General features: G+C 66.9%; 15 protein-coding genes. 11 read left to right on the forward strand and 4 right to left on the reverse strand.

Features of this window, described 5'->3' with window-relative positions; translation table 11 throughout:
• Positions 1-44: 44 nt before the first annotated feature.
• On the forward strand, positions 45-2,300 hold the full coding sequence (locus NYF13_RS22575) for a family 20 glycosylhydrolase (RefSeq protein ID WP_315659424.1): 2,256 nt from the start codon (positions 45-47) through the stop codon (positions 2,298-2,300).
• 1,129 nt (positions 2,301-3,429) lie between these two features.
• Here the strand turns inward: NYF13_RS22575 and NYF13_RS22580 are convergent.
• From NYF13_RS22580 to NYF13_RS22590, 3 genes are all read right to left on the reverse strand, one after another.
• Positions 3,430-4,380, reverse strand: a complete 951-nt coding sequence (locus NYF13_RS22580) for an ABC transporter permease (RefSeq protein ID WP_315659425.1) — start codon at positions 4,378-4,380, stop codon at positions 3,430-3,432.
• A 67-nt stretch (positions 4,381-4,447) separates the two neighbouring features.
• Positions 4,448-6,004 carry a sugar ABC transporter ATP-binding protein gene (locus NYF13_RS22585; protein ID WP_315659427.1) on the reverse strand — a complete coding sequence of 519 codons (1,557 nt, stop codon included), beginning with the start codon at positions 6,002-6,004 and terminating at the stop codon, positions 4,448-4,450.
• Positions 6,005-6,098: 94 nt separating this feature from the next.
• Positions 6,099-7,136 (reverse strand): sugar ABC transporter substrate-binding protein, encoded by a 1,038-nt coding sequence (locus tag NYF13_RS22590; protein WP_315659428.1) that lies wholly within the window; start codon positions 7,134-7,136, stop codon positions 6,099-6,101.
• Between the two features lie 494 nt (positions 7,137-7,630).
• On the opposite strand from NYF13_RS22590, the gene NYF13_RS22595 reads away from it, so the two are divergent.
• Genes NYF13_RS22595 through NYF13_RS22635 form a run of 9 tightly spaced genes read left to right on the forward strand, consistent with a single transcriptional unit; the run spans position 7,631 to position 15,587 of the window.
• On the forward strand, positions 7,631-8,482 hold the full coding sequence (locus NYF13_RS22595) for a fumarylacetoacetate hydrolase family protein (RefSeq protein ID WP_315659430.1): 852 nt from the start codon (positions 7,631-7,633) through the stop codon (positions 8,480-8,482).
• Positions 8,479-9,834: an L-fuconate dehydratase gene (locus tag NYF13_RS22600; protein WP_315659432.1), complete on the forward strand. Its 1,356-nt coding sequence runs from the start codon at positions 8,479-8,481 to the stop codon at positions 9,832-9,834. The genes NYF13_RS22595 and NYF13_RS22600 overlap by 4 nt, the downstream gene beginning before the upstream one ends.
• Positions 9,831-10,592, forward strand: coding sequence for an SDR family oxidoreductase (locus NYF13_RS22605; RefSeq protein ID WP_315659434.1), 762 nt, complete (start codon positions 9,831-9,833; stop codon positions 10,590-10,592). The genes NYF13_RS22600 and NYF13_RS22605 overlap by 4 nt, the downstream gene beginning before the upstream one ends.
• Complete coding sequence (locus NYF13_RS22610; RefSeq protein WP_315659435.1) at positions 10,589-11,584, forward strand: aldo/keto reductase; 996 nt, start codon at positions 10,589-10,591, stop codon at positions 11,582-11,584. The genes NYF13_RS22605 and NYF13_RS22610 overlap by 4 nt, the downstream gene beginning before the upstream one ends.
• On the forward strand, positions 11,584-12,321 hold the full coding sequence (locus tag NYF13_RS22615) for a (Fe-S)-binding protein (protein WP_315659436.1): 738 nt from the start codon (positions 11,584-11,586) through the stop codon (positions 12,319-12,321). Before NYF13_RS22610 ends, NYF13_RS22615 begins: the two co-directional genes overlap by 1 nt.
• Positions 12,318-13,778, forward strand: a complete 1,461-nt coding sequence (locus tag NYF13_RS22620) for a LutB/LldF family L-lactate oxidation iron-sulfur protein (RefSeq protein WP_315659438.1) — start codon at positions 12,318-12,320, stop codon at positions 13,776-13,778. Before NYF13_RS22615 ends, NYF13_RS22620 begins: the two co-directional genes overlap by 4 nt.
• Entirely contained in the window at positions 13,775-14,410 is a 636-nt protein-coding gene (locus NYF13_RS22625; protein WP_315659439.1) for an LUD domain-containing protein, read from the forward strand. The genes NYF13_RS22620 and NYF13_RS22625 overlap by 4 nt, the downstream gene beginning before the upstream one ends.
• Complete coding sequence (locus NYF13_RS22630; protein WP_315659440.1) at positions 14,407-14,718, forward strand: L-rhamnose mutarotase; 312 nt, start codon at positions 14,407-14,409, stop codon at positions 14,716-14,718. The genes NYF13_RS22625 and NYF13_RS22630 overlap by 4 nt, the downstream gene beginning before the upstream one ends.
• The gene (locus NYF13_RS22635) at positions 14,715-15,587 is read left to right on the forward strand and encodes an amidohydrolase family protein (protein WP_315659441.1); all 873 of its coding nucleotides are present in this window, start codon (positions 14,715-14,717) and stop codon (positions 15,585-15,587) included. The genes NYF13_RS22630 and NYF13_RS22635 overlap by 4 nt, the downstream gene beginning before the upstream one ends.
• 92 nt (positions 15,588-15,679) lie before the next feature.
• Here the strand turns inward: NYF13_RS22635 and NYF13_RS22640 are convergent, their stop codons facing one another.
• Complete coding sequence (locus NYF13_RS22640; protein WP_315659443.1) at positions 15,680-16,378, reverse strand: FadR/GntR family transcriptional regulator; 699 nt, start codon at positions 16,376-16,378, stop codon at positions 15,680-15,682.
• Between the two features lie 1,133 nt (positions 16,379-17,511).
• Here NYF13_RS22640 and NYF13_RS22645 point away from each other — a divergent pair.
• Positions 17,512-19,950 carry a family 20 glycosylhydrolase gene (locus NYF13_RS22645; RefSeq protein WP_315660390.1) on the forward strand — a complete coding sequence of 813 codons (2,439 nt, stop codon included), beginning with the start codon at positions 17,512-17,514 and terminating at the stop codon, positions 19,948-19,950.
• The last annotated feature ends 903 nt before the right edge of the window (positions 19,951-20,853 follow it).

The raw sequence follows: 20,853 nt of genomic DNA on the forward strand, positions 1-20,853 counted from the left end.
GTTGCCCCAATCGCCGGTGACCGGCGGAAGACAGGAGCGTGAACATGCGCAGACGGATGCTCACAGTAGTTGCAATCTTGCTGTTGGGAGGCGTCGTCGTGGACCCGGCAGCGGGGGCGGAGATGAACGCGGCCCCACCGGTCGTGCCGCGCCTGACGTCGTGGACGGGCGGGCAGGGCGCCGCCGTTTTGACTGCGGGATCACGAATCGTCGTGGACTCGGTGACGGCGGAGGAAACGACGGTCGGACCGACGAGCCAGGGGCTGTCACAGCGAACGCTGCGTCAGGTCGCGACCACTGTCGCTGCGGACCTCACGACGGTGACCGGACGTGTCTACCCCATCACCGAGGGCGCCGCTCGCGCCGGCGATATCGTGGTGGGCCTGGCGGCCACTGCCGGAGCGGGCGCCGAAGGTTACCGGCTCGAGGTCGGTAACCAGATCACGATCACCGCCAACACCAGTGCGGGAGTGTTCTACGGCAGCAGGACCATGCTGCAGATCCTGCGGCAGGACCCGGCCCACGCGACGTTGCCGCGCGGTGTCACCACCGACGCGCCGGCCAAGCCGATCCGCATGTTCACCCTTGACCTCGGCCGAAAATTCTGGGAACCCGGCGACATCGACAATGTCATCCGGCAACTGGGCTGGACCAAGCAGAACGTGCTGATGATGCATATCGCCGACGCCGAGGGCTTCCGGCTCAACAGCCCCGCCTTCCCCGGCCTCGCCGATCCTGCATCTAGCTACACAAAGGAGCAGATTCAGCACTTCATCGAACTGGGCGCCGAAAACAATGTCCAGGTCATACCCGCTTTCGAGTTTCCCGGCCACGCCCAGACAACCTCGGACTACTTCAAGATCGGTTTCGGCGACGGCCCCAACGCCGACGGCTCCGGCGCCACCGCGGATAACACCTGCGGCCAGCAGTACACCTACGGGTGGGTGAAGCCCGGGTTCACCATAAACCTCACCAATCCGCGGGCGCTCACAGTGACCAAGCAGGTCCTCAACGAGTTCCTGCCCTGGTTCTCCAGCCCATACGTGCAGATTGGCGGGGACGAGGTGCCGCCAGGGCTCGCTGCGTGCCCGGCCCTGAAGAAATACATTGCCGCGAATCCCGACCGATTCTCGACTCTTGGCGACGTACTGTCGGACTACATCAACGCCGTTGACGCCCATCTAACACAAGCGGGCAAAAGAACCGTTATCTACAACGGATTCGAGCACATGTCTCGACCGAAACAGACGGTCAACACCGACGTGATCGTCATGGACTGGGAAGGCGACGGCAGCGGACCGGCGCTGGCCGCTTACGACCGCATCCAATCCGGCCCCAACAGGAAGCTGTACTTGACGCCCAACAATTATCACAAAGCCTATCCCGACCAGGACTGGATTTACCGGCAGTGGCAACCCGCCCCCGACGGTAAACTTCTGGGCGGCGGTATCCACGTCTGGAACGACTACAACATGTGGGCACAGGATAAATTTCTCGAAGACCTGGCGGCGGTCCCCCGTGCCATGACCGGTGATCGGCTGTGGAACGCGACCGTTCCCACCGACAGCACAGCAGCGTTCGCCACCCGGCTCGCCCGGATCGGCACGCCACCTGGGTATACCGGCTTCGCCACGCCGCCTCGCAAGAACGACGGCACGCCCATCCACTTCTACCCGATGAAGCCCGGACCCTACCCGGTAGGCTGGACCGATGCCGCACCTGCGCCCAATGTGCGACCCGTTCTCGACACCGCCGGAAAACTACCTGGCTCGACCTACATCGTGACCGTCCCCAAGTTTGTCAGCGACCCGGTACGAGGATCGGCGCTGCGCTTTGCCGGCAGCGGCGACGGGGTGGGATTCGGCGGCGTGGACATTGCCGAACCATGGACGTTCTCTACTTGGGTCCGGCGCACCGCGGATAACCGGGACGCGACACTGCTTTCCGCCCCGACCGGGGCGATCAAGCTGCAGCAGTGGAAAACCCAGGCCCGGTTCGGCATCACCCGATTCGGCGTGGCGGACTATTCGTTCAACTACACGGTTCCACTGAACACCTGGGTCCACATCACGCTGGTCGCGACCCCCGGTCGCACCACGTTGTACGCCGATGGCGTACAACAGGGCGTGGTGAATGCATCGATCCCGCTGCCGATGCAGGCCTTAGGGCAGAAGAACGGCAGTACACTGAACGGCGACATTTCAGACATGGCCATCTACGACCAGGCGGCGACCCCGCAGCAAGTCGCCGCGCAGCACCGCGACAGCAGCCCCGGCCGGGTACCTGTCTTGGCTGGCTGACTCGACAGCTCATCGGAATGAGGGGCACGTAACGGAAACTGCGTCCCCACTCCGTGCAGTGACGATAGTGGCCGGGCGGCCTGGAAGACCGCCCGGCCACTATCATTCTTTTGCCGAGGATCGAGCGACCGGAAAGACTCTCCCCGAAAACGCAACGCCACCGAGGCAGGATCGTAAACGATCACCCTTAGTTGATCCGTCAACCGCGTCCGACCGTTTTGAGAAGACGCGTCTCACACCCCCATCGTCATCGGGCCTCCGGACGCCGACCAATTACCTCACCGTCGTCGCCTCCTTCCGCCACACGCTCCGCTTCATCGCCCGCAGTTTCCGCGAGCGGGGTGTTCCACTCGACAGCCGCGAGCAGCTAAGCTCATAGACCAGGTCACTGCATGGCGAATCCGCAACGAGCGCGGCCCATCTCCGATTGTCCGACACGCTGATCGAGGCCGCGGATCCGATCGCCTCGAGCGTCAGCCTGCAAACGGTGGACGGTCACAACGCCGGAGCCGGAATACGGCCGGCCGTCTCAATCCCCTCCCCGGCTGGCCGTATCCGGTGTTGCCATGGGATGCGGAAAGATCGGCACAGTCTGGTACTTCCGGCGAAGACACACCGACGCGCGGTAAACCCACTCCGCGATCTGACCACGTCGCAGGGCGGGCTCGCCCTGCGACGTGGTCAGATCACACTAGCGCCAGCGCCACGGCGATCAGCACGGTGGCCCAGCTCACCACGAGCACCGCAGCAGCCGAGTCGGGCCCGGTAGTGATGATCGCTTGGCGAGCCGGTTAGGGAGTTGACATTCTGAGGGCGAACCGGACTGGGCGCGAGTGCGATCGAGCGCGCGTGCCGCTTCAGCCTGCCGGCGCGATCCGGAGTCCCGGTGACGTGCGCCACCACTCCACCGGAGGAGAGCAGCAACGCCGAAAGCTGCGCGCTGTGCCGCGGCCGGCGCTACAGCCCTGTGCCCTACTGCTTGGCCCGACGTGCATCGAGCGCTGCTCACCGCCGCTACGAGTCAACGTGCCCGTTCCCTCAGGACGCAGATGCCGCGCCGGTAACCCGAGATAGTTGCCGGGCGGAATAAGACAGCCCAAAGGTCTCGGACGCGAGGTTTCCGGGGCCGCTACTCCTGCTTCTCGCCGGAGGCGAAGCGGGAAATGATCAGAGCAATGATGATGATGGCGCCGTTGAGGAACTGGTTCCACAGCGGCGGCACGCCCGCGAAGGTCATGACGTTGACCACCAACTGCAGGGTTAGCACGCCGGTGAGCGCACCGAACAGGGTGCCGCGGCCGCCGTTGAGGCTGACCCCTCCAATGACGGTGGCGGCGAACACCTGAAAGATCCAGCCGTTGCCCTGGTCGGCGGAAATAGAGCCGTAGTGGCCGGTGTAGAGAATTCCGGCGGCCGCGGCGAGGAGGCTGCCGACGATCAGCACGATCCAGGTAATCCGGTCCACCCGGATACCGGCGGCCCGGGCGGCCTCGGCGTTGCCGCCGATGGCGTAGAGAGCCCGTCCGTGCCGCAGCCAGGCCAGAGCGCTGCCGCCGATCAGGAACAGCAGCGAGCAGATCCAGATCGCGGCAGGTACACCCAGCCAGCTGGTGCTGCCGAGATAGGTGAGGGAGGGCGGCAGGTCGACAATCGACTGGCCCTGGGAAATCGCGACTTGAAGCCCGCGCAGCAGGGTGAGCGCGCCGAGTGTGACGATGAAGCCGTTCAACCGCAGCTTGAGAATCAGGAATCCGTTGATGGCTCCGATGAGCGCGCCGACTGCCAAGCAGAGCGGGATGACCGTCCAGGAGGGGAACAATCCGAGACCGTTGAACCTGCCTCCGTGATCGGGAAGCACCAGCCACACGGCGATGACCGGGGCGACGCCGATGGTCGACTCCAGGGACAGGTCCATCCGGCCGGCGATCAGGATCAGCGCCTCGGCCAGGACGAGCAGACTCAGCTCAGTGGCCTGCTGACCGACACCCAGCAAGTTGTCGGCGGTGAGGAACGCGGGTGAGACGACGAAACCGATAACACCCAGAACAAGCAGGACGGGTATCAGGGACAGATCGCGCAACCGAGCGAACTCGAGGCGGCGGAGACCGGATGGGCCGGATGTGGGCGTGACCGGTTGCACGCGAACCTCAGGGGTGGGAGACATTGCGTTCCTTCGTGTCTGTCGTGCCGGGCATACCCTCCATGGCCGCCACCAGTTGTTCGTCGCTCCAGCCCTGGGCGAATTCGGCGATCACACGGCCGTTGAACATGGCCACCACGCGGTCGCACACACGGAGGTCGTCGAGTTCGTCGGACACGATCACAGCACTCTTTCCGGTGTCGGCGAACTCACGGACGGTGCCGAGCAGAGCTTCCTTGGACTTGACGTCGACGCCGTTGGTAGGCCGGACGGCCACCAGGACGTGTGGCTCGGTGGCCAATGCCCGGGCGATGACGACCTTCTGCTGGTTGCCGCCGGAGAGGGCGGACACTTTCGTGGCGGGACTGGGTGTTTTGATGTCGAGGCCGTCGATCATCCGCTGGGCGAAGACCCGGGTGCGCGAGGGCAGCACGGTGCCGAGGGGACCGAGCTGGTCGGTGACGGTCAACGTGGCGTTCTCGGCCACGCTGCGGTGCGGGATGAGGCCTTGGACGTGCCGGTCCTCGGGAACGAACCCGACCCCGGCCGCGAGGGCCGCAGGGACCTGCCCGGTCTGTGCTGGGCGGCCCGCGACGGTGATGGTGCCGCTCTGCGGACGGTGCAGCCCGGCGATGGTCTCGCCGAGCCGGACGTTTCCGCTGGCGGCCGCGCCGGCCAGCCCGACGACCTCCCCGGCCAGCGCGGCCAGGGACACCTCGTGGTATGCGCCGGCCAGGTTCAGGCCCGAGACGCGCAGCAGCGGGGGTCCGCCGGAAGTCTTGCGGCCTGTCGCCGGCCCGCTGGTGCCGGTGCTGCCAGCGCTTTCCCCGGTCATCGCTTCCACCAGTGCCTGCCGGTCCAGTTCGCCGACCGGCGCGGTGATGATGTGCCGGGCATCGCGGTAGACGGTGACGGTGGCACAGAGGTCGTACACCTCTTGCAGGTGATGGGAGATGAAGAGAAAGGCGACACCCTGCCGCTGCAACGAACGCAGCTTGCCGAACAGCCGCTCGATGCCGCGAGCGTCGAGTTTGGCGGTGGGTTCGTCCAGGATGATGAAGCGGGCGCCGAAGGACAATGCCCGGGCTATCTCGACGAATTGCCGTTGCTCGACGGTCAGGTCCTGGGCGCGGATGCCCGGATCGACGTCGACGCCGTACTCACCGAGCAATTCGGCGGCGCGGCGGCGCAGCCGCTTCCAGCTGATCGGACGCAGAGCTCCGCCGCTCTGCCGATCGAGGAAGAGGTTCTCGGCGACGGTCAGCGCCGGGATGATGGTGGAGCGCTGGTAGACACAGGCGACGCGGGACCGCCAGGCGTCGGTGTCACCGAGCGCCGGCGCCGGCGCACCGTGGAAGCGCAGGCTGCCGGTGTCGGGACGCTGCAGGCCGGTCAGAATGGAGACAAGCGTGGATTTACCCGCCCCGTTACGACCCACCAGGGCGTGTGATTCGCCCGGCGCGATAGAGATGCGGGCGTCGCTGAGCGCCACGGTGGCGCCGAAGCGCTTGCCGATCCCGTCGGCCTCGGCGACCGGGCCCAGGACAGGGCTGGAGTGTGTCATTGCGGAGTATCCTTTCCGACCGCAGGACTCATGGGCGATGGCCCCGGCAGCAAGGAACCTGCCGGAGGCGCATCAGGAGACCTCAGAGGGTTGGTTACTTGCTGACGTTGTTACCCCAGAGCGACTTGTCATCGACATTGTCTTTGGTCACCAGCGGGGCGGGTAATTGGTCCTCCAGGCCGTTGGGCAGCCGGATAATGGTCGACTGGTGGTCGGTCGGGCCGGGCTGGAAAGTCTTTCCCTCGGCGCCGGCCTGCGCGTAGAACAGCGCATACTTGGCGTACAGGTCGGCGGGCTGGGAGATCGTGGCGTCGATGTCGCCCTTGCGGATCGCGTCGAACTCCTGAGGGATACCGTCGTTGGAGACGATGGCTACGTGGCCGGGCTGGCCTGCGGGCTTGAGCAATCCGCGCTGCTGAAGCAGGGCAAGGGTCGGCTGCAGGAAGACACCGCCGGCCTGCATGTAAATTCCGCCGAGGTCCGGGCTGGCGGCCAGGGTCGACTGCAGCTTCGCGGAGGCGACGTCACCTTTCCACTCGGTGGCCAGCTCGATCACCTGGATACCGGGGAACTTCTGTTTCATGCACGCGGCGAAGGCCTCGGAGCGGTCACGGCCGTTGATGGAGCTCAGCGCCCCCTGCAGCTCGGCGACCTTCCCCTTGCCACCGAGCTGCTGGCCGAGGAATTCGCACGCCTTGGTGCCGTATGCCTTGTTGTCAGCGCGTACCACCATGTACACGTTGCCCTTGTCCGGGCGGGTGTCCACGCTCACCACCGGGATCTTCTTGGTGGAAAGCTGGCCCAGCACGGAGGCGATCGCGCCGGTGTCCTGCGGGGCCATCACGACGGCCTTGGCACCGGTGTTCTGGAACACCTGCGCGTTGGCGACGAGCTTGGTGACATCGTTCTGGGAGTTGCTTACCGGCAGGATGTTGAGTCCCTGGGCAGACGCGTCCTGCTTGACATACTGTGCGTAAGAGTTCCAGAAGTCGGAGTCGGCGCGAGGCAGATCGATGCCGATGGCAGGTTTGCCGGCGGCAGACGAGTCACCACCGCGGTCGCAGGCCGCGGAACATCCCGCCAACGCAACCACGGCGGCGGCGGCCGCGATTCTGGAGGAGCGATACTTCATGGTGCCGATCTCCTTGACTGAGTTCCCGGTAACCCCGCAGGCGTCCTTATAACCGGTGGGGCACCACTCGGAGAAGCCGAGCAGAGAGCCTGACGGAAGGACAGCACACGGGGGAACCTGCCTCTCCCCAGCACTCACCTGGGGAGAGGCCGACGTCCGGCGCTCGCAGTCCATGATCGTTGCAACGAACCGCGCCCACCTTAGTCATCGGATGACTTGAGGTACCCGGGACCCTACGAGGCCGACTTCGCCGCTGACAAGAGGTCGTCTGCGATGAGGCCCAACTGTGACATTGAGGTTTCACGATCGTTTCGTCAACGTCTCACGGTGTGTCCTATCTGCGCTTTTATATTTTTCGATCAGCTGGGCGGCGGCAAACATCGGAGGGCTTCTTGTGCAGTCAGGCTGCAGCTTCTAAGGTAGGGCGATCGGATTGATCCGATGTATTGGTCGGTGGAGAGCCTCGACCTCGGATCGAGAACAGGAGACAGCTCATGAGGCTGGTGCGGCTCGGGCCGCTGGGGTCGGAGACTCCCGCAATCCTCGACACGGACGGTACGGCGTACGCCCTCTCAAGCCTGACAGCGGACATCGACGGGGACTTCCTCTCCTCCGGCGGTGTCGACCGTGCCCGAGTGGCCTGGGCCGGGGGGACGTTGCCGGTCCTCGATACGGCCGGCGTGCGGATCGGCGCGCCGATCGCCCGCCCCGGGAAGGTGGTCTGCATTGGCCTCAACTATCGCGATCACGCCGAGGAAAGCGGCGCGGCTGTTCCCCGGCGTCCGGTGGTCTTCATGAAAGACCCCTCCACGGTCGTGGGCCCCTGCGACCCGGTGCCGATCCCTCGCGGCTCGACCAAAACCGACTGGGAGGTCGAGCTTGCGGTCGTCATCGGTCGCGAGGCCCGATACCTGGACGATCCGTCCGAGGCGGCCGCATGCATCGCCGGCTACGCGATCAGCAACGATGTGTCCGAGCGGGAGTTCCAGCTCGAGTATTCGACCCAATGGGATCTCGGCAAGTCGTGCGAGGGATTCAACCCTCTCGGGCCTTGGCTGGTCACTGCGGACGAGCTCGGTGACGTGCAGGCGCTGAAGCTCGAGCTGGCGGTCAACGGCGTCACCCGTCAACACGGCGATACCGGCAACATGATCTTCCGGGTGGCCTATCTCATCTGGTACCTCAGCCAGTACCTGGTTCTGTACCCCGGCGATGTCGTCAACACCGGCACTCCGGCCGGGGTGGCCCTGGGCCTGCCCGGTTCCCCCTACCTGCGCGGCGGGGATGTGGTCGAGCTGTCCATCGACGGCCTCGGCACCCAGCGCCAGACCTTTGTCCACGCGTGAAAGGCACCGAGTTGCCCACAACCGCAGCGCGGATCATCGCCGTAGACACCTACGACATCCGCTTCCCGACCTCGCGGGAGCTCGACGGATCCGACGCGATGAACATCGCCCCCGACTACTCTGCGGCGTACCTCGTCCTGCGTACCTCCGCGGGCGGACAGGACGGCCACGGCTTCACCTTCACCATCGGCCGCGGCAATGACGTCCAGGTCGCCGCTATCGCTTCGCTACGCGAGCACATCATCGGCAGACCGGTGGCCGAGTTGTGCGCCGACCCGGGTTCCCTCTACCGCGACCTGATCGGCGACAGTCAGCTTCGCTGGCTCGGGCCCGAGAAGGGTGTCATGCACATGGCGATCGGCGCCGTCATGAACGCCGTGTGGGACCTGGCTGCCAAGCGCCAGGGCAAGCCGCTGTGGCTGCTGCTCGCCGACGCCGATCCCGCGTGGCTGGTCGCCCAGGTCGACTTCCGCTACATAGCCGACGCGCTGACCCCCGAGGAAGCACTGGAGCTCCTGACCAAGGGCCGGCAGGGCGCCGACGAGCGAGCCGCCGATCTGCGACGCCGCGGCTATCCCGCCTACACCACCACGCCCGGGTGGCTCGGCTACTCAGACCAGAAGCTCACCCGGCTCGCGAAGCAGGCGGTGGCCGACGGATTCACCCAGATCAAGCTGAAGGTCGGCGCCGACCGGGCCGACGACATCCGGCGCTGCCGCACCGCCCGCGAGGCCATCGGCCCGGACATCCGGCTGGCGATCGACGCCAACCAGCGCTGGAATGTTGCCGAGGCGATCGAATGGACGGGCGCGCTGGCCGAATTCGAACCGTACTGGATCGAAGAGCCCACCAGCCCCGACGACGTTCTCGGGCACGCCGCCATTCGCCGCGGCGTCCAGCCGGTGAAGGTCGCCACCGGCGAGCACGTGCAGAACCGCATCATTTTCAAGCAACTGCTCCAAGCCGATGCCATCGACATCCTCCAGCTGGATTCCGCCCGGGTCGGCGGTGTGAACGAAAACCTGGCGATTCTGCTCCTCGCCGCCAAGTTCGGCGTCCCGGTCTGCCCGCACGCGGGCGGTGTGGGTTTGTGCGAGCTTGTCCAGCACCTGTCGATGTTCGACTATGTCGCCCTCTCCGGGACGACCGAGGACCGGACGATCGAATTCGTCGACCATCTTCACCAACACTTCCGTAACCCGGTGGTGATCAGCGACGGTCACTATCGGGCTCCCGGCGAGCCCGGCTTCTCCGCCACCATGCATCAAGCCGCCATCGACACCTTCACCTATCCCGGCGGAGCGTTCTGGGCCGCCGACCTGGCCGAACCGAAGCGAGAGGAATGCCTGTGACGACCGACCTCGAAGGACTCACCGCCCTGGTCACCGGTGGCGCCTCCGGCATAGGTCTGGCCACCGCGCACCTGCTCCACGCGCGCGGAGCGGACGTCGCCGTGCTCGACATCGACCCAGGCGGCGCCCGCGGCCCGCTTCGCGGTTTCGTCGCCGACGTCACCGACGACCGCTCGGTGCGTTCGGCCGTCGACAGCGCGGCCGACGTGCTGGGCGGAGTCGACATCCTGGTCAACAACGCGGGCATCGGCGCCGCGGGCACCGTCGAGGACAACCCCGACGCGCAGTGGCACCGCGTCCTGGACGTCAACGTGCTCGGCGTCGTCCGCACCACCCGCGCCGCCCTGCCCTACCTACGGCGCTCCACATCCGCCTCCGTGGTCAACACCTGCTCCATCGCGGCCACCGCGGGGCTCCCCCACCGTGCTCTCTACTCGGCCAGCAAGGGCGCCGTCCTCTCGCTCACTTTGGCGCTGGCCGCCGACCACGTCCGCGAAGGAATCCGGGTCAACTGCGTCAACCCCGGCACCGTCGACACCCCGTGGGTCGGACGGCTGCTGACCGCCGCCGCCGACCCGGCCGCCGAACGGGCCGCGCTCGAGGGGCGCCAGCCGACCGGGCGGCTGGTCAGCGCCGAGGAGGTGGCGGCGGCCATCGCCTACCTCGCCTCCCCGGCCGCCGGCAGCGTCACCGGCACCGCCCTCGCAGTGGACGGCGGCATCGCCGGGCTCCGCCTGCGACCGGAGCCGAATCCATGATCCTGCGCCGCAATCGGCTCGGGCGCAGCCCCGTGCACGTCAGCGAACTTGCCTTCGGCGCAGCCGGCATCGGCAACCTGTTCACCACGGTCAGCGACACGCAGGCGGAACAGGCGGTGGCAGCGGCCTGGGAATGCGGGATCCGGTACTTCGACACCGCCCCGCACTACGGTCTCGGCCTCTCCGAACGGCGCCTCGGTCACCTGTTGCGCGCCATGCCCCGGCACGAGTACGTGCTGTCCACCAAGGTCGGCCGGCTGCTCGAGCCAGCCCCCGGTGCTGGGGACGACCTGGTTAACGGCTTCGCCGTCCCCGCGACCCATCGCCGACGCTGGGACTTCAGCGCCGAAGGCGTGAGACGGTCGATCCAGGACAGCCTGACCCGGCTCGGTCTCGACCGCATCGACATCGTCTATCTGCACGACCCCGACGATCACGCCGAACAGGCCCTGGAGCAGGCATACCCGGAGCTGGAACGTCTGCGCGCGCAAGGCGTGCTCGGCGCGATCGGCGTGGGAATGAACCGGACCGGGCTGCTTGGCCGCTTCGTCCGTGACACCGACATCGACACGATACTGCTGGCCGGCCGCTACACCCTGCTTGACCAGCAAGGACTCACCGACCTCTTTCCGCTGGCTCAGCGGCGTGGCGTCAGCGTCGTCGTCGGTGGCGTGTTCAACTCCGGCCTGCTCGCCGACCCACGCCCCGGTGCCACCTTCGACTACGCCCCCGCCTCCGCCGGGATGCTCTCGCGGGCCCTCGAACTCAAGGCCGCCTGCGAGAAGTACGGAGTGCCGCTGCGCGCCGCCGCGCTGCGGTTCCCGTTCGGGCACCCGGCCGTCGCCGCCGTCCTGGTCGGCGTCCGCAACGCAGCCGAGGTCAACGACGCCGCGGCCCTTCTCCACCAGCAGATCCCGGACCTGCTGTGGGCAGAACTGAAGGACCGCGGACTGCTCCCCGCCGACGTGCCCACCCTGCAGGAGGCGGGCTGATGCGGATCGCCCTGTTCATCACCTGCCTCAACGACACCCTGTTTCCCGGCACCGGGCGGGCCGTGGTGACCGTCCTGGAACGCCTGGGCCACACGGTCGACTTCCCCCGCGAGCAAACCTGCTGCGGGCAGATGCACTTCAACACCGGCTACCGCGGCGAAGCCGTCCCCCTGGTGACCCGCTTCGTACGCGCGTTCGCCTCCTACGACGCCGTCGTCACCCCGTCCGCCTCCTGCGCCGGCATGGTCCGCGAGAGCCACCCGGTGCTCGCGAACGGCCACGGCCAGCCCTGGCTCCGGCAGCAGGTCGCCGAGCTGGTGCCCCGGGTGCACGAATTCACCGAGTTCCTGACCGACGTCCTCGGCGTCACCGACGTAGGAGCATCCTTTCCCCACAAGGTCGTCTACCACCCCACCTGTCACTCCCTGCGCGGACTGCGGCTCGGCGACCGGCCGCTGCAGCTCCTGCGGGCGGTCAGGGGAATCGACCTGGTCGACCTCCCGTCCGCCGACTCCTGCTGCGGATTCGGCGGTACCTTCGCCATCAAAAACGCCGAGACGTCCAGTGCAATGCTCGCCGACAAGACCGACGAGGTGCTCTCGACCGCCGCCGACGTCCTGTGCGCCGCCGACAACTCCTGCCTGATGCACATCGGCGGCGGCCTGTCCCGCCGGGGCACCCGCGTGCGCACCATGCACCTGGCCGAGATCCTGGCCGCCACCGAAGGAACGGTATGACGAGCACCCACCATGACCGCGGCGTCGTCTGGCTGGGCTCCCCGTCCTTCCCCGCCGCCGCCCGCAGCGCGTTGAAAGACACCCAGCTTCGCGCCAACCTCAAGCGCGCCACCACCACCATCCGCGACAAGCGGATCGCCGCCGCCGCCGAACTGGACGACTGGGAAGATCTGCGTGCGGCCGGCGCCGCGATCAAGCAGCAGACCCTGCGTCATCTCGACCACTACCTGGAACGGCTAGAGGAATCCGTCACCGCCGCGGGTGGCACCGTGCACTGGGCCTCCGACGCCGCCGAGGCCAACCGCATCGTCACCGCGCTCGTCCAGGCCACCGGCGAACGGGAGGTGGTGAAGATCAAGTCGATGACGACCCAGGAGATCGCCCTCAACGAACACCTCGCCGAGGCCGGTATCACCGCGTACGAAACCGACCTCGCCGAACTCATCGTCCAGCTCGGTGACGACCGTCCGTCCCACATCCTCGTCCCCGCAATCCACAAGAACCGCACCGAAATCCGTGACCTGTTCACCGCCGAGATGGCCCGCTGGGGACAGCCCGCTCCCGCCAACCTCGGTGACGACCCGCGGGAGCTCGCCGAAGCTGCCCGCCTGCATCTGCGGACAAAGTTCCTCACCGCCAAAGTCGCGGTCTCCGGCGCCAACTTCGCCATCGCCGACACCGGCACAGTCGTGGTGGTGGAGTCGGAGGGAAACGGCCGGATGTGCCTGACCCTGCCCGACACGCTCATCACCGTCATGGGTCTCGAGAAGGTGATCCCCACCTGGGCGGACCTGGAGGTCTTCCTTCAGCTGCTACCACGCTCCTCCACCGGTGAGCGAATGAACCCCTACACCTCCACCTGGACCGGCACCACCGAGGGCGACGGCCCCCGGCAGTTTCACCTGGTGCTGCTCGACAACGGCCGCACCGACACCCTCGCCGACGAGGTCGGCCGGCAGGTACTCGGCTGCATCCGCTGCTCGGCCTGCCTCAACGTCTGCCCTGTCTTCGAACGCACCGGCGGCCACGCCTACGGCTCGGTCTACCCCGGGCCGATCGGCGCCGTCCTCACCCCCCAGCTCATCGGCGTGGAACACGCCTCCACCCTGCCCTTCGCCTCCACCCTGTGCGGAGCCTGCTACGACGCCTGCCCAGTGAAAATCAACATCCCGGAGGTGCTGACGCACCTACGAGCCCACGCCGTCGACGCCAAGCGCGGCTCCCTCAGTCCAGAGACGCTGGCCATGAAGGCCGCCGCGACCGTCCTCGACGCTCCACGACTGCATTCCGTCGCCCAGAAGGCCGCCGCGCTCAGCGGCCGGGTCCTCGCCAGGGACGGGTGGATCGGCCGGCTGCCCGGTCCGTTGCACGGCTGGTCCGACACCCGCGACACCCCCGCGCCGCCCACCGAATCCTTCCGTACCTGGTGGCGCAAGAACCGGGAGGGCAACCGATGAGCAGTCGCGAAGCAATCATCGGCCGCATCCACGCGGCCCTTGCCGGCATCCCCGACGGTGAACGACCCGAGGATCTCCCCATACCCCGCTCCTACCGGCGCCGCCATGCCCAACCGGGTGATGACATCACAACCCTCTTCGCCGAACGAGTCACCGACTACCAAGCCGCCGTCACCCGCACCGACCGGGCGCACCTGCCCGCCGCCATCGCCGCCGCCCTCACCGCCCGCGGCGCCGGGTACCTTGCCCTCCCTGAAGGGTTTCCCATCGAACTGCTGCCACCGGGCGACTGGCAGTGGCATACGGAACCACTCGACATCCCGGCCCTCAACGCCGTGGACGGCACGCTCACCCTGGCCGCTGCAGGCATCGCCGTCACCGGCACCATCGTCCTCGACACCGGTCCCGGACAAGGACGGCGCGCCCTCACCCTCGTCCCCGACTACCACCTGTGCATCATCGACGCCGACCAGATCGCGGGGGACGTCCCCGACACCCTCGACCGCCTCGACCCCGCACGGCCGCTGACGTTCATCTCCGGCCCCTCCGCCACCAGCGACATCGAACTCGACCGGGTCGAGGGCGTACACGGCCCCCGTACCCTGCACGTCATCATCGTGGAGAACTCGTGAGAATCGCCCTGCACACCCGCGTCCGCGCCGAACACATCACCGCATACGAAACCGCGCACCGCGAGGTGCCCGCCGAACTCGCCGCCGCCATCCGGTCCGCCGGCGTCACCTCCTGGACCATCTGGCGCAGCGGCGAGCACCTGTTTCATCTTCTGGAATGCGAGGACTACGCCCGGCTCCTCGCCGAGCTGGAACACCTGCCGGTCAACATCGCCTGGCAAACCCGGATGGAGAAGCTCCTCGACGTCGTTCACGACTACTCCCCGGAGGGCACCTCAGCGGGCCTTCCGGTGGTGTGGAACCTGTGACCCCACACCGGATCATCGACGCGCACCACCACCTCTGGGATCTCGCCGTCCGGCCGCAACCCTGGATCACCGGCGCGGCCCTCGCACCCCTCGCCCGCTCCTTCTCGCTCGCCGACCTCACGCCCGAAGCGAGTGCGGCCGGGGTTGTCGGCACCGTCGTCGTCCAGACCGTCTGCGTCGCCGGCGAGACTCCCGAACTGCTGGCCCTCGCCCACCGCAGCGACCTGATCGCCGGAGTCGTCGGCTGGACCGACCTCACCGCACCCGACGTCGCCGAACGCATCGCCGAACTGCGTGCATCACCGGGTGGAGACCGTCTGGTGGGAATCCGTCACCAAATCCAGGACGAACCCGAACCGGCATGGCTCCTGCGCCCCGACGTACACCGCGGCCTGCTCGCGGTCGCCGAGGCGGGCCTCACCTTCGACCTCGTCATCACACCGCACCAGCTGCCCGCCGCCACGCTTGCAGCCTCCCGACTCACCTCATTGACCTTCGTTCTCGACCACTGCGGCAAACCTCCCATCGCCACCGGCGCACACGATCTGTGGGCGACCCGCCTGCGCCGCCTGGCCGCCCTGCCCAACACCGTCTGCAAGCTCTCCGGCCTGGTCACCGAGACCGCCCACAGCTGGCGGGCCGAAGACCTCGTGCCCTACGCCGACACAGTCCTCGACGCCTTCGGCCCCCGCCGGGTGCTGTTCGGCTCCGACTGGCCGGTCTGCACCCTGAAAGCGGACTACGGGGATATCGTCCACCTCACCGAGCGGCTGACCGGCAGCGTAAGCCCGGCCGATCAGGAAACGATCTTCCTCCACAACGCAATCCGCATCTACGGCCTGCGGCCACCCCGGAAGCGCTCCGTCTGACCAGGGACGACAGCATTGCCCGTGCGGAGGGACTTCATACACTGCGGTCTACCCGGCGACACTCCAGAACCCGCCCACAACGTGGAACTTCCTTACACCGAAGGCCCCGCGTTCCTCGGCGCGAACGTCTTCCGCAGCCACTGTTCGACCTCGGCGATATGCACGGTCATCCATGCCTGGACCTCCTCCGGCCGGCGCGCGGTGAGGGCATCCAAGATGGCCCGGTGCTGCACGCACGTGCGCTGCACAGAACCTTCCTCCGTCAGTCCACGCCAGATCCTCGCCCGGGTTGTGGGGCCAGATATCCCGTCCAGCAGGGAGCACAGCACCGTATTACCGGAGCCTATGGCGATGGCGCGGTGAAACTCGAGGTCGTTGTCGATCAATTCATCCAAAGTCGGGTTCTCTCCGAGCCGATCAAGGATCTCCCGCAATGCCATCAGCCCGGCCTCCGACATCTGCCGGGCCGCCATAGCCGCGGCCGCAGGTTCGAGAATGCGTCGCACCTCGAAAAATTCCAGCACGGAGTCGTCCTGGTGGAAGTCAACGACAAAACCCAGAGCGTCGAGCAGAAGACGCGGCTCCAGACTGGTCACGTACGTGCCGTCACCTTGGCGGACATCCAGCACGCGAATGAGCGAAAGCGCCCTCACCGCCTCACGCAGAGAACTCCGCGACAGCCCCAGCCGCTCCGCCAGTTCCGCCTCCTTGGGGAGCCGCATCCCCGGACGCAGCTCTCCGCTGACGATCATCGACTTGATCTTCTCGATCGCCGCGTCGGTGACCTGCACGCCGCCTCCCTCATCAGACATCAGATGAATACATCATAGCTGCTCCGACGTCGAGATCGCCGACACTTCGGAGGGATGGTGCGCGCCGCGAGCGCACACGGTCGGAGAGGCCGGCTGAACGGTCATGGCCACCCACGTCAGAGCAGCCCCCGCAGCCGACCTGCAACTCGGACGAATCCGACACCCGCAGTCATCTGGCACCCCGGAGGTACCGCGGGTGTGCTTATACCGAGACGACGGGTTTGGACTAATTCGCCGGCGACATTCGACGCGGAGCCAGCGACTTCCGCTGCCTACTCAACCGCGGACTCTCGTAGTGCATCTGGAGCACCAAGGTGGGAGGTCTGCCCACCTTCGGGTGACCGGCCGCGCGATCGGTGACACGGCCGGGCGCGACTCACGACAAATACTCGTCATGGACGTTCCGAGGGCATCCACGGATCATGCATCTGCCTGGTCGGCGACCGCTGCGGCCGCCGACCAGGCAGGTACAGCACTAGCCAGAGCTCCCGCAGAGCTGCCCGCCTCCGACCGGTGAGCCTTTGCGGTCGCGACGTCGTCAACCGTCACGACGCCCTCTTGCAGCAACGACGGGCACTTGCCCGGCTCGGACCGGGATTCTGTGAGACAGGCCTGCGCTCGGGCGGGATCAGGTTGTCTCCAGTTGACCCACCCGACCGATCCACGCCGTCCGAAGGCCGGCAGATCTCGGCCGTAGTGCACCCCGCTGAAGGACTCACGCGCCGCAACACGACGAGCCCGTTGCGAACCGCAGACACCTGACCGGTACCGGTGCGCGACGGGATGGCGCACGCTGCTCCGTGAGCCATCGACTCCGAGAGAGAGATTCCCGTCCGATGTCTAGACCAATCGCTCGCATGGCGGTAGCTTCCCGGGGAGAGTTGTCGAACTCCCTTGAGCGGCCGACAGCGACTGAGGCGATATCGACAGGAGGGGAGAAGCTCCCCAAGATCATCTACGCGCATATGGCTCACTGACCGAGGTTCTCGGCGGAGTCCGTCGAACGTGACATTCGACGGCAAACCCGGGTTCTGAGTGCCTGCGCAAAGGCAGAGCACGTTCGTTGGAGGTTCGAGGTGACTGTGCGCCGATACAGAGCAGAAGTGCAGCGCATGCGACGAGGGTTTGCCGGTGCGAGACCGCCGGGCCGTCCGGGGCTTCTGGGCCGCGCGGTCGCGGTGGTCGCCGCCGCGACCTTCGCCATATACGGAGTTGCGACGGCATCCGATGCCCAGGCAGCCCCCGCTGTGGCCGTCCCCGAATCGATGACTGCCATCGTTCCCCAGCCGGCGCTGCTTCAGCCCGCCCAGGGCGGATCCTATCCGGTCACGAACGCCACCGTCGTCTACACCGATGCGACCTCCGACGCCGCGAACCGGATCGGCAATTACCTGGCGGGGATTCTCCGCCCGTCCACCGGTTACACACTGCCCGTCACCGCCATCTCCGCAACGCCCGCGGGCGGGATCGCGCTACTGCTGTCGGGCGCGGACGACTCCGTCGGCGCGGAGGGCTACCAGCTCGACACGACGGCATCCGGTGTCGTCATCCGTGCTCAGCAGCCGGCGGGCTTGTTCGCCGGGGTACAGACTCTGCGCCAGCTACTGCCCCCGCAGATCGAATCCGGAAGCCTTCAAGCCGTATCTTGGACGCTGCCCGGCGTCCATATCGTGGACCACCCACGATTCGGCTACCGGGGAGCAATGCTCGATGTGGGCCGTCACTTCTCCACGGTGAGCACCGTAAAGCGCTACATCGACGAGCTGGCACTCTACAAGATCAATTATCTGCACCTACACCTGACCGACGACCAGGGATGGCGGCTGGCGATCAACGGCTGGCCGGGCCTGACCGAGATCGGCGCCACCACCGGCGTCGGTGGTGGCCCGGGCGGTTATTACACCCAAGCCGACTACCAATCGATCGTCACCTACGCGGCCGCACGATATATCACGATCGTGCCCGAGATCGACATGCCGGGTCATACCGGAGCCGCCCTGTCCTCATACCCATCGCTCACCTGCAGTGGCCGGGCAGCACCTGTCTACACCGGCATCGCCGTCGGCCTCACTTCCCTGTGCATGACCGCGAAACCGGCCGCCGAAGCGTTCATCGACGACGTCATCGGCCAGGTCGCCGCGCTGACCCCCGGCCCGTACATCAACATCGGCGGGGACGAATCGCAGAGCACGAACGCGGCCGACTACGCCGAGTTCATGACCTGGGCTCAGCAGGACGTCGTCCAGCACGGCAAGATCGCGATCGGCTGGAACCAGGTCGTGGGCTCCACCCTGCAACCATCCACCATCGCCGTGGACTGGGACCGTTCCAATACCAACCAGGCACTGGCTACCGCAGCAGCCAACGGCACCGGCGTGATCCTGGCGCCGGCCAGCCGCGCCTACCTCGACCAGAAGTACGACGCGTCCACGATCATCGGCCTGACCTGGGCGGCCATCATCGACGTGCAGGCCGCCTACGACTGGGATCCGGGCACCTTCCTGACCGGCGCTCCCGCCTCCGCAATCCGCGGCGTTGAGGCGCCGTTGTGGACCGAGACGGTAACCACGCCTCAGGACATCGACTACCTCACCTTTCCCCGCCTGCCCGCCTACGCCGAGCTGGGCTGGTCTCCTCGAAGTACCCATGATTTCACCGGCTTTGCGAATCGCCTGGCCGCCCAGGGTCCGCGCTGGGACGTTCTGGGCATCCGCTACTACCACTCTTCGCAGATCACCTGGCCGGCCGGCCCGAGCGGCCCCACCGGTGGCGTCGTCTCGCAGGAGGGCAGCACGTGCGTCGCAGTCCGGGGCGGCTCAGCCGCAGACCGTGCACCCGTGGAGATTGCGACCTGCGATGGCGCTGCGAACCAGCAATGGACCATCGCCTCCGACGGAACCCTGCGAGCCCTGGGCAAATGTCTCGACGTCGACGCGGGCTCGCGCACCCCGGGCGCCCAGGTTCAGTTGTATACGTGCAACGGCACCGGGGCCCAACAGTGGAATCAGCAGGACGGCGAACTCGTCAACCCGCAGTCCGGACTCTGCCTGAACGTCTCCACCGGCACCTCGGCACCGGGCTCCGCTCTGCGCACTGCCACCTGTGCCACCACCCGCGCCCAGTGGTTCACCGTACCAGCCGGTACCGCGTCCACAGGCCCGTCCGGCTCGGTGAACTCCCTGCTCACCGGCAAGTGCATGGACGTCACAGCAGGCAACTCGGTGAACGGCACCGCGATCGCTCTCTACGATTGCAACCACACGGCCGCCCAGCAATGGACCCTCCATGATGATGGCAGCATCCGCGCACTGGGCAAGTGCCTGGACGTCGCCGCCGTCGGTACCGCCGGCGGCACCCTGCTCCAACTCTGGACGTGTAACGGCACTGCCTCCCAGCGATGGCGCTGGAGCACCAATGGTGGCGAATCCCTGTCCAATCTCCAGTCCGGCAAGTGTCTCGACAACCCCGCAGGCAGCACAGCCAACGGCACCAGACTGGTGATCCAGACGTGTCACGATCCCGGCGCCAGCCAGCTTTGGCGCTTGCCCTGATCCGTTGCGTCAGGACAAGGCACAGGAACCCTGCGGTAATCTCGGCAATTTGTTCCCCGGCGGGCATCACCCGCCGGGGAACCGGTGCATTGCCGAAACCCTGCCCCCGACGCCTGCCTCCCCGCCTGAGCTACCGGATCAAAGATCATCGGCCAGACACGACGTCGGCTCCCTGTGCCATCGCCGCACCCACCCCGTCCTCGACGAAGGACACCACTTCACCACCGACTCAGGCACCTCGCCAACGTCCCGACAATCACCAACCTGGTCACCGTCAACCGACTGCCGTTAGGCGTGCACCGCATGACCGCCACGACTCAGGCAGGTGGCAGCACAACCGCAAGCAGCGGCAACACCAGTACAGGACAACGACCAGAGGGCGGAACCAGCGCCAGTGTCACAGCCGATGGCGCGCACGGGCCGGGCCCCGGGATATCTCGAACGAACTGCAGATCCGACACGGACCACGACGCCGCCATGACCGCAAACGTAGTCACACACGAAATAGCGAATGATGAAGCGAGATTTGCCTACCTGTCGCTACGTCCCTGGACAAGACGCGCGCCGACTCTCCGTGCCGCCTGTACGCGGTCTCCGCGCACAGCGGGGGTCGAACAGCGCCTGCGGTCCTATCATGCACTGCCGCACCTCACCGCAACCGGCGGCAGTGCACGCGCCCGCGGTCTGGAGCCGCAGGCTGTGGTGACGGTGTCGCGGACGGCGTCATCGCCTGCTCGGCGGAATCGGGCGAACTCTGCAGCCTCTATCGCTGAGGGCCAGGTTCCTACCAAACTCGCTGCCAGCACCGCAGCCTGGCAGATCCCCGGTTCCGGAGTCGGCCACCAGCGGGCACTTCAAGGCCGGCTTGGCGTGTTTGACAGGCCAAGTCCGCTGCTACGGACG

The organism is Amycolatopsis sp. PS_44_ISF1 (assembly GCF_032335455.1).
Taxonomy (GTDB): domain Bacteria; phylum Actinomycetota; class Actinomycetes; order Mycobacteriales; family Pseudonocardiaceae; genus Amycolatopsis.

Coding starts and splice junctions, on each gene's coding strand:
- NYF13_RS22575 (WP_315659424.1), top strand. CDS start 45: ATGCGCAGACGGATGCTCACAGTAGTTGCAATCTTGCTGTTGGGAGGC.
- NYF13_RS22585 (WP_315659427.1), bottom strand. CDS start 6,004: ATGACACACTCCAGCCCTGTCCTGGGCCCGGTCGCCGAGGCCGACGGG.
- NYF13_RS22590 (WP_315659428.1), bottom strand. CDS start 7,136: ATGAAGTATCGCTCCTCCAGAATCGCGGCCGCCGCCGCCGTGGTTGCG.
- NYF13_RS22595 (WP_315659430.1), top strand. CDS start 7,631: ATGAGGCTGGTGCGGCTCGGGCCGCTGGGGTCGGAGACTCCCGCAATC.
- NYF13_RS22610 (WP_315659435.1), top strand. CDS start 10,589: ATGATCCTGCGCCGCAATCGGCTCGGGCGCAGCCCCGTGCACGTCAGC.
- NYF13_RS22615 (WP_315659436.1), top strand. CDS start 11,584: ATGCGGATCGCCCTGTTCATCACCTGCCTCAACGACACCCTGTTTCCC.
- NYF13_RS22620 (WP_315659438.1), top strand. CDS start 12,318: ATGACGAGCACCCACCATGACCGCGGCGTCGTCTGGCTGGGCTCCCCG.
- NYF13_RS22625 (WP_315659439.1), top strand. CDS start 13,775: ATGAGCAGTCGCGAAGCAATCATCGGCCGCATCCACGCGGCCCTTGCC.
- NYF13_RS22645 (WP_315660390.1), top strand. CDS start 17,512: ATGCGACGAGGGTTTGCCGGTGCGAGACCGCCGGGCCGTCCGGGGCTT.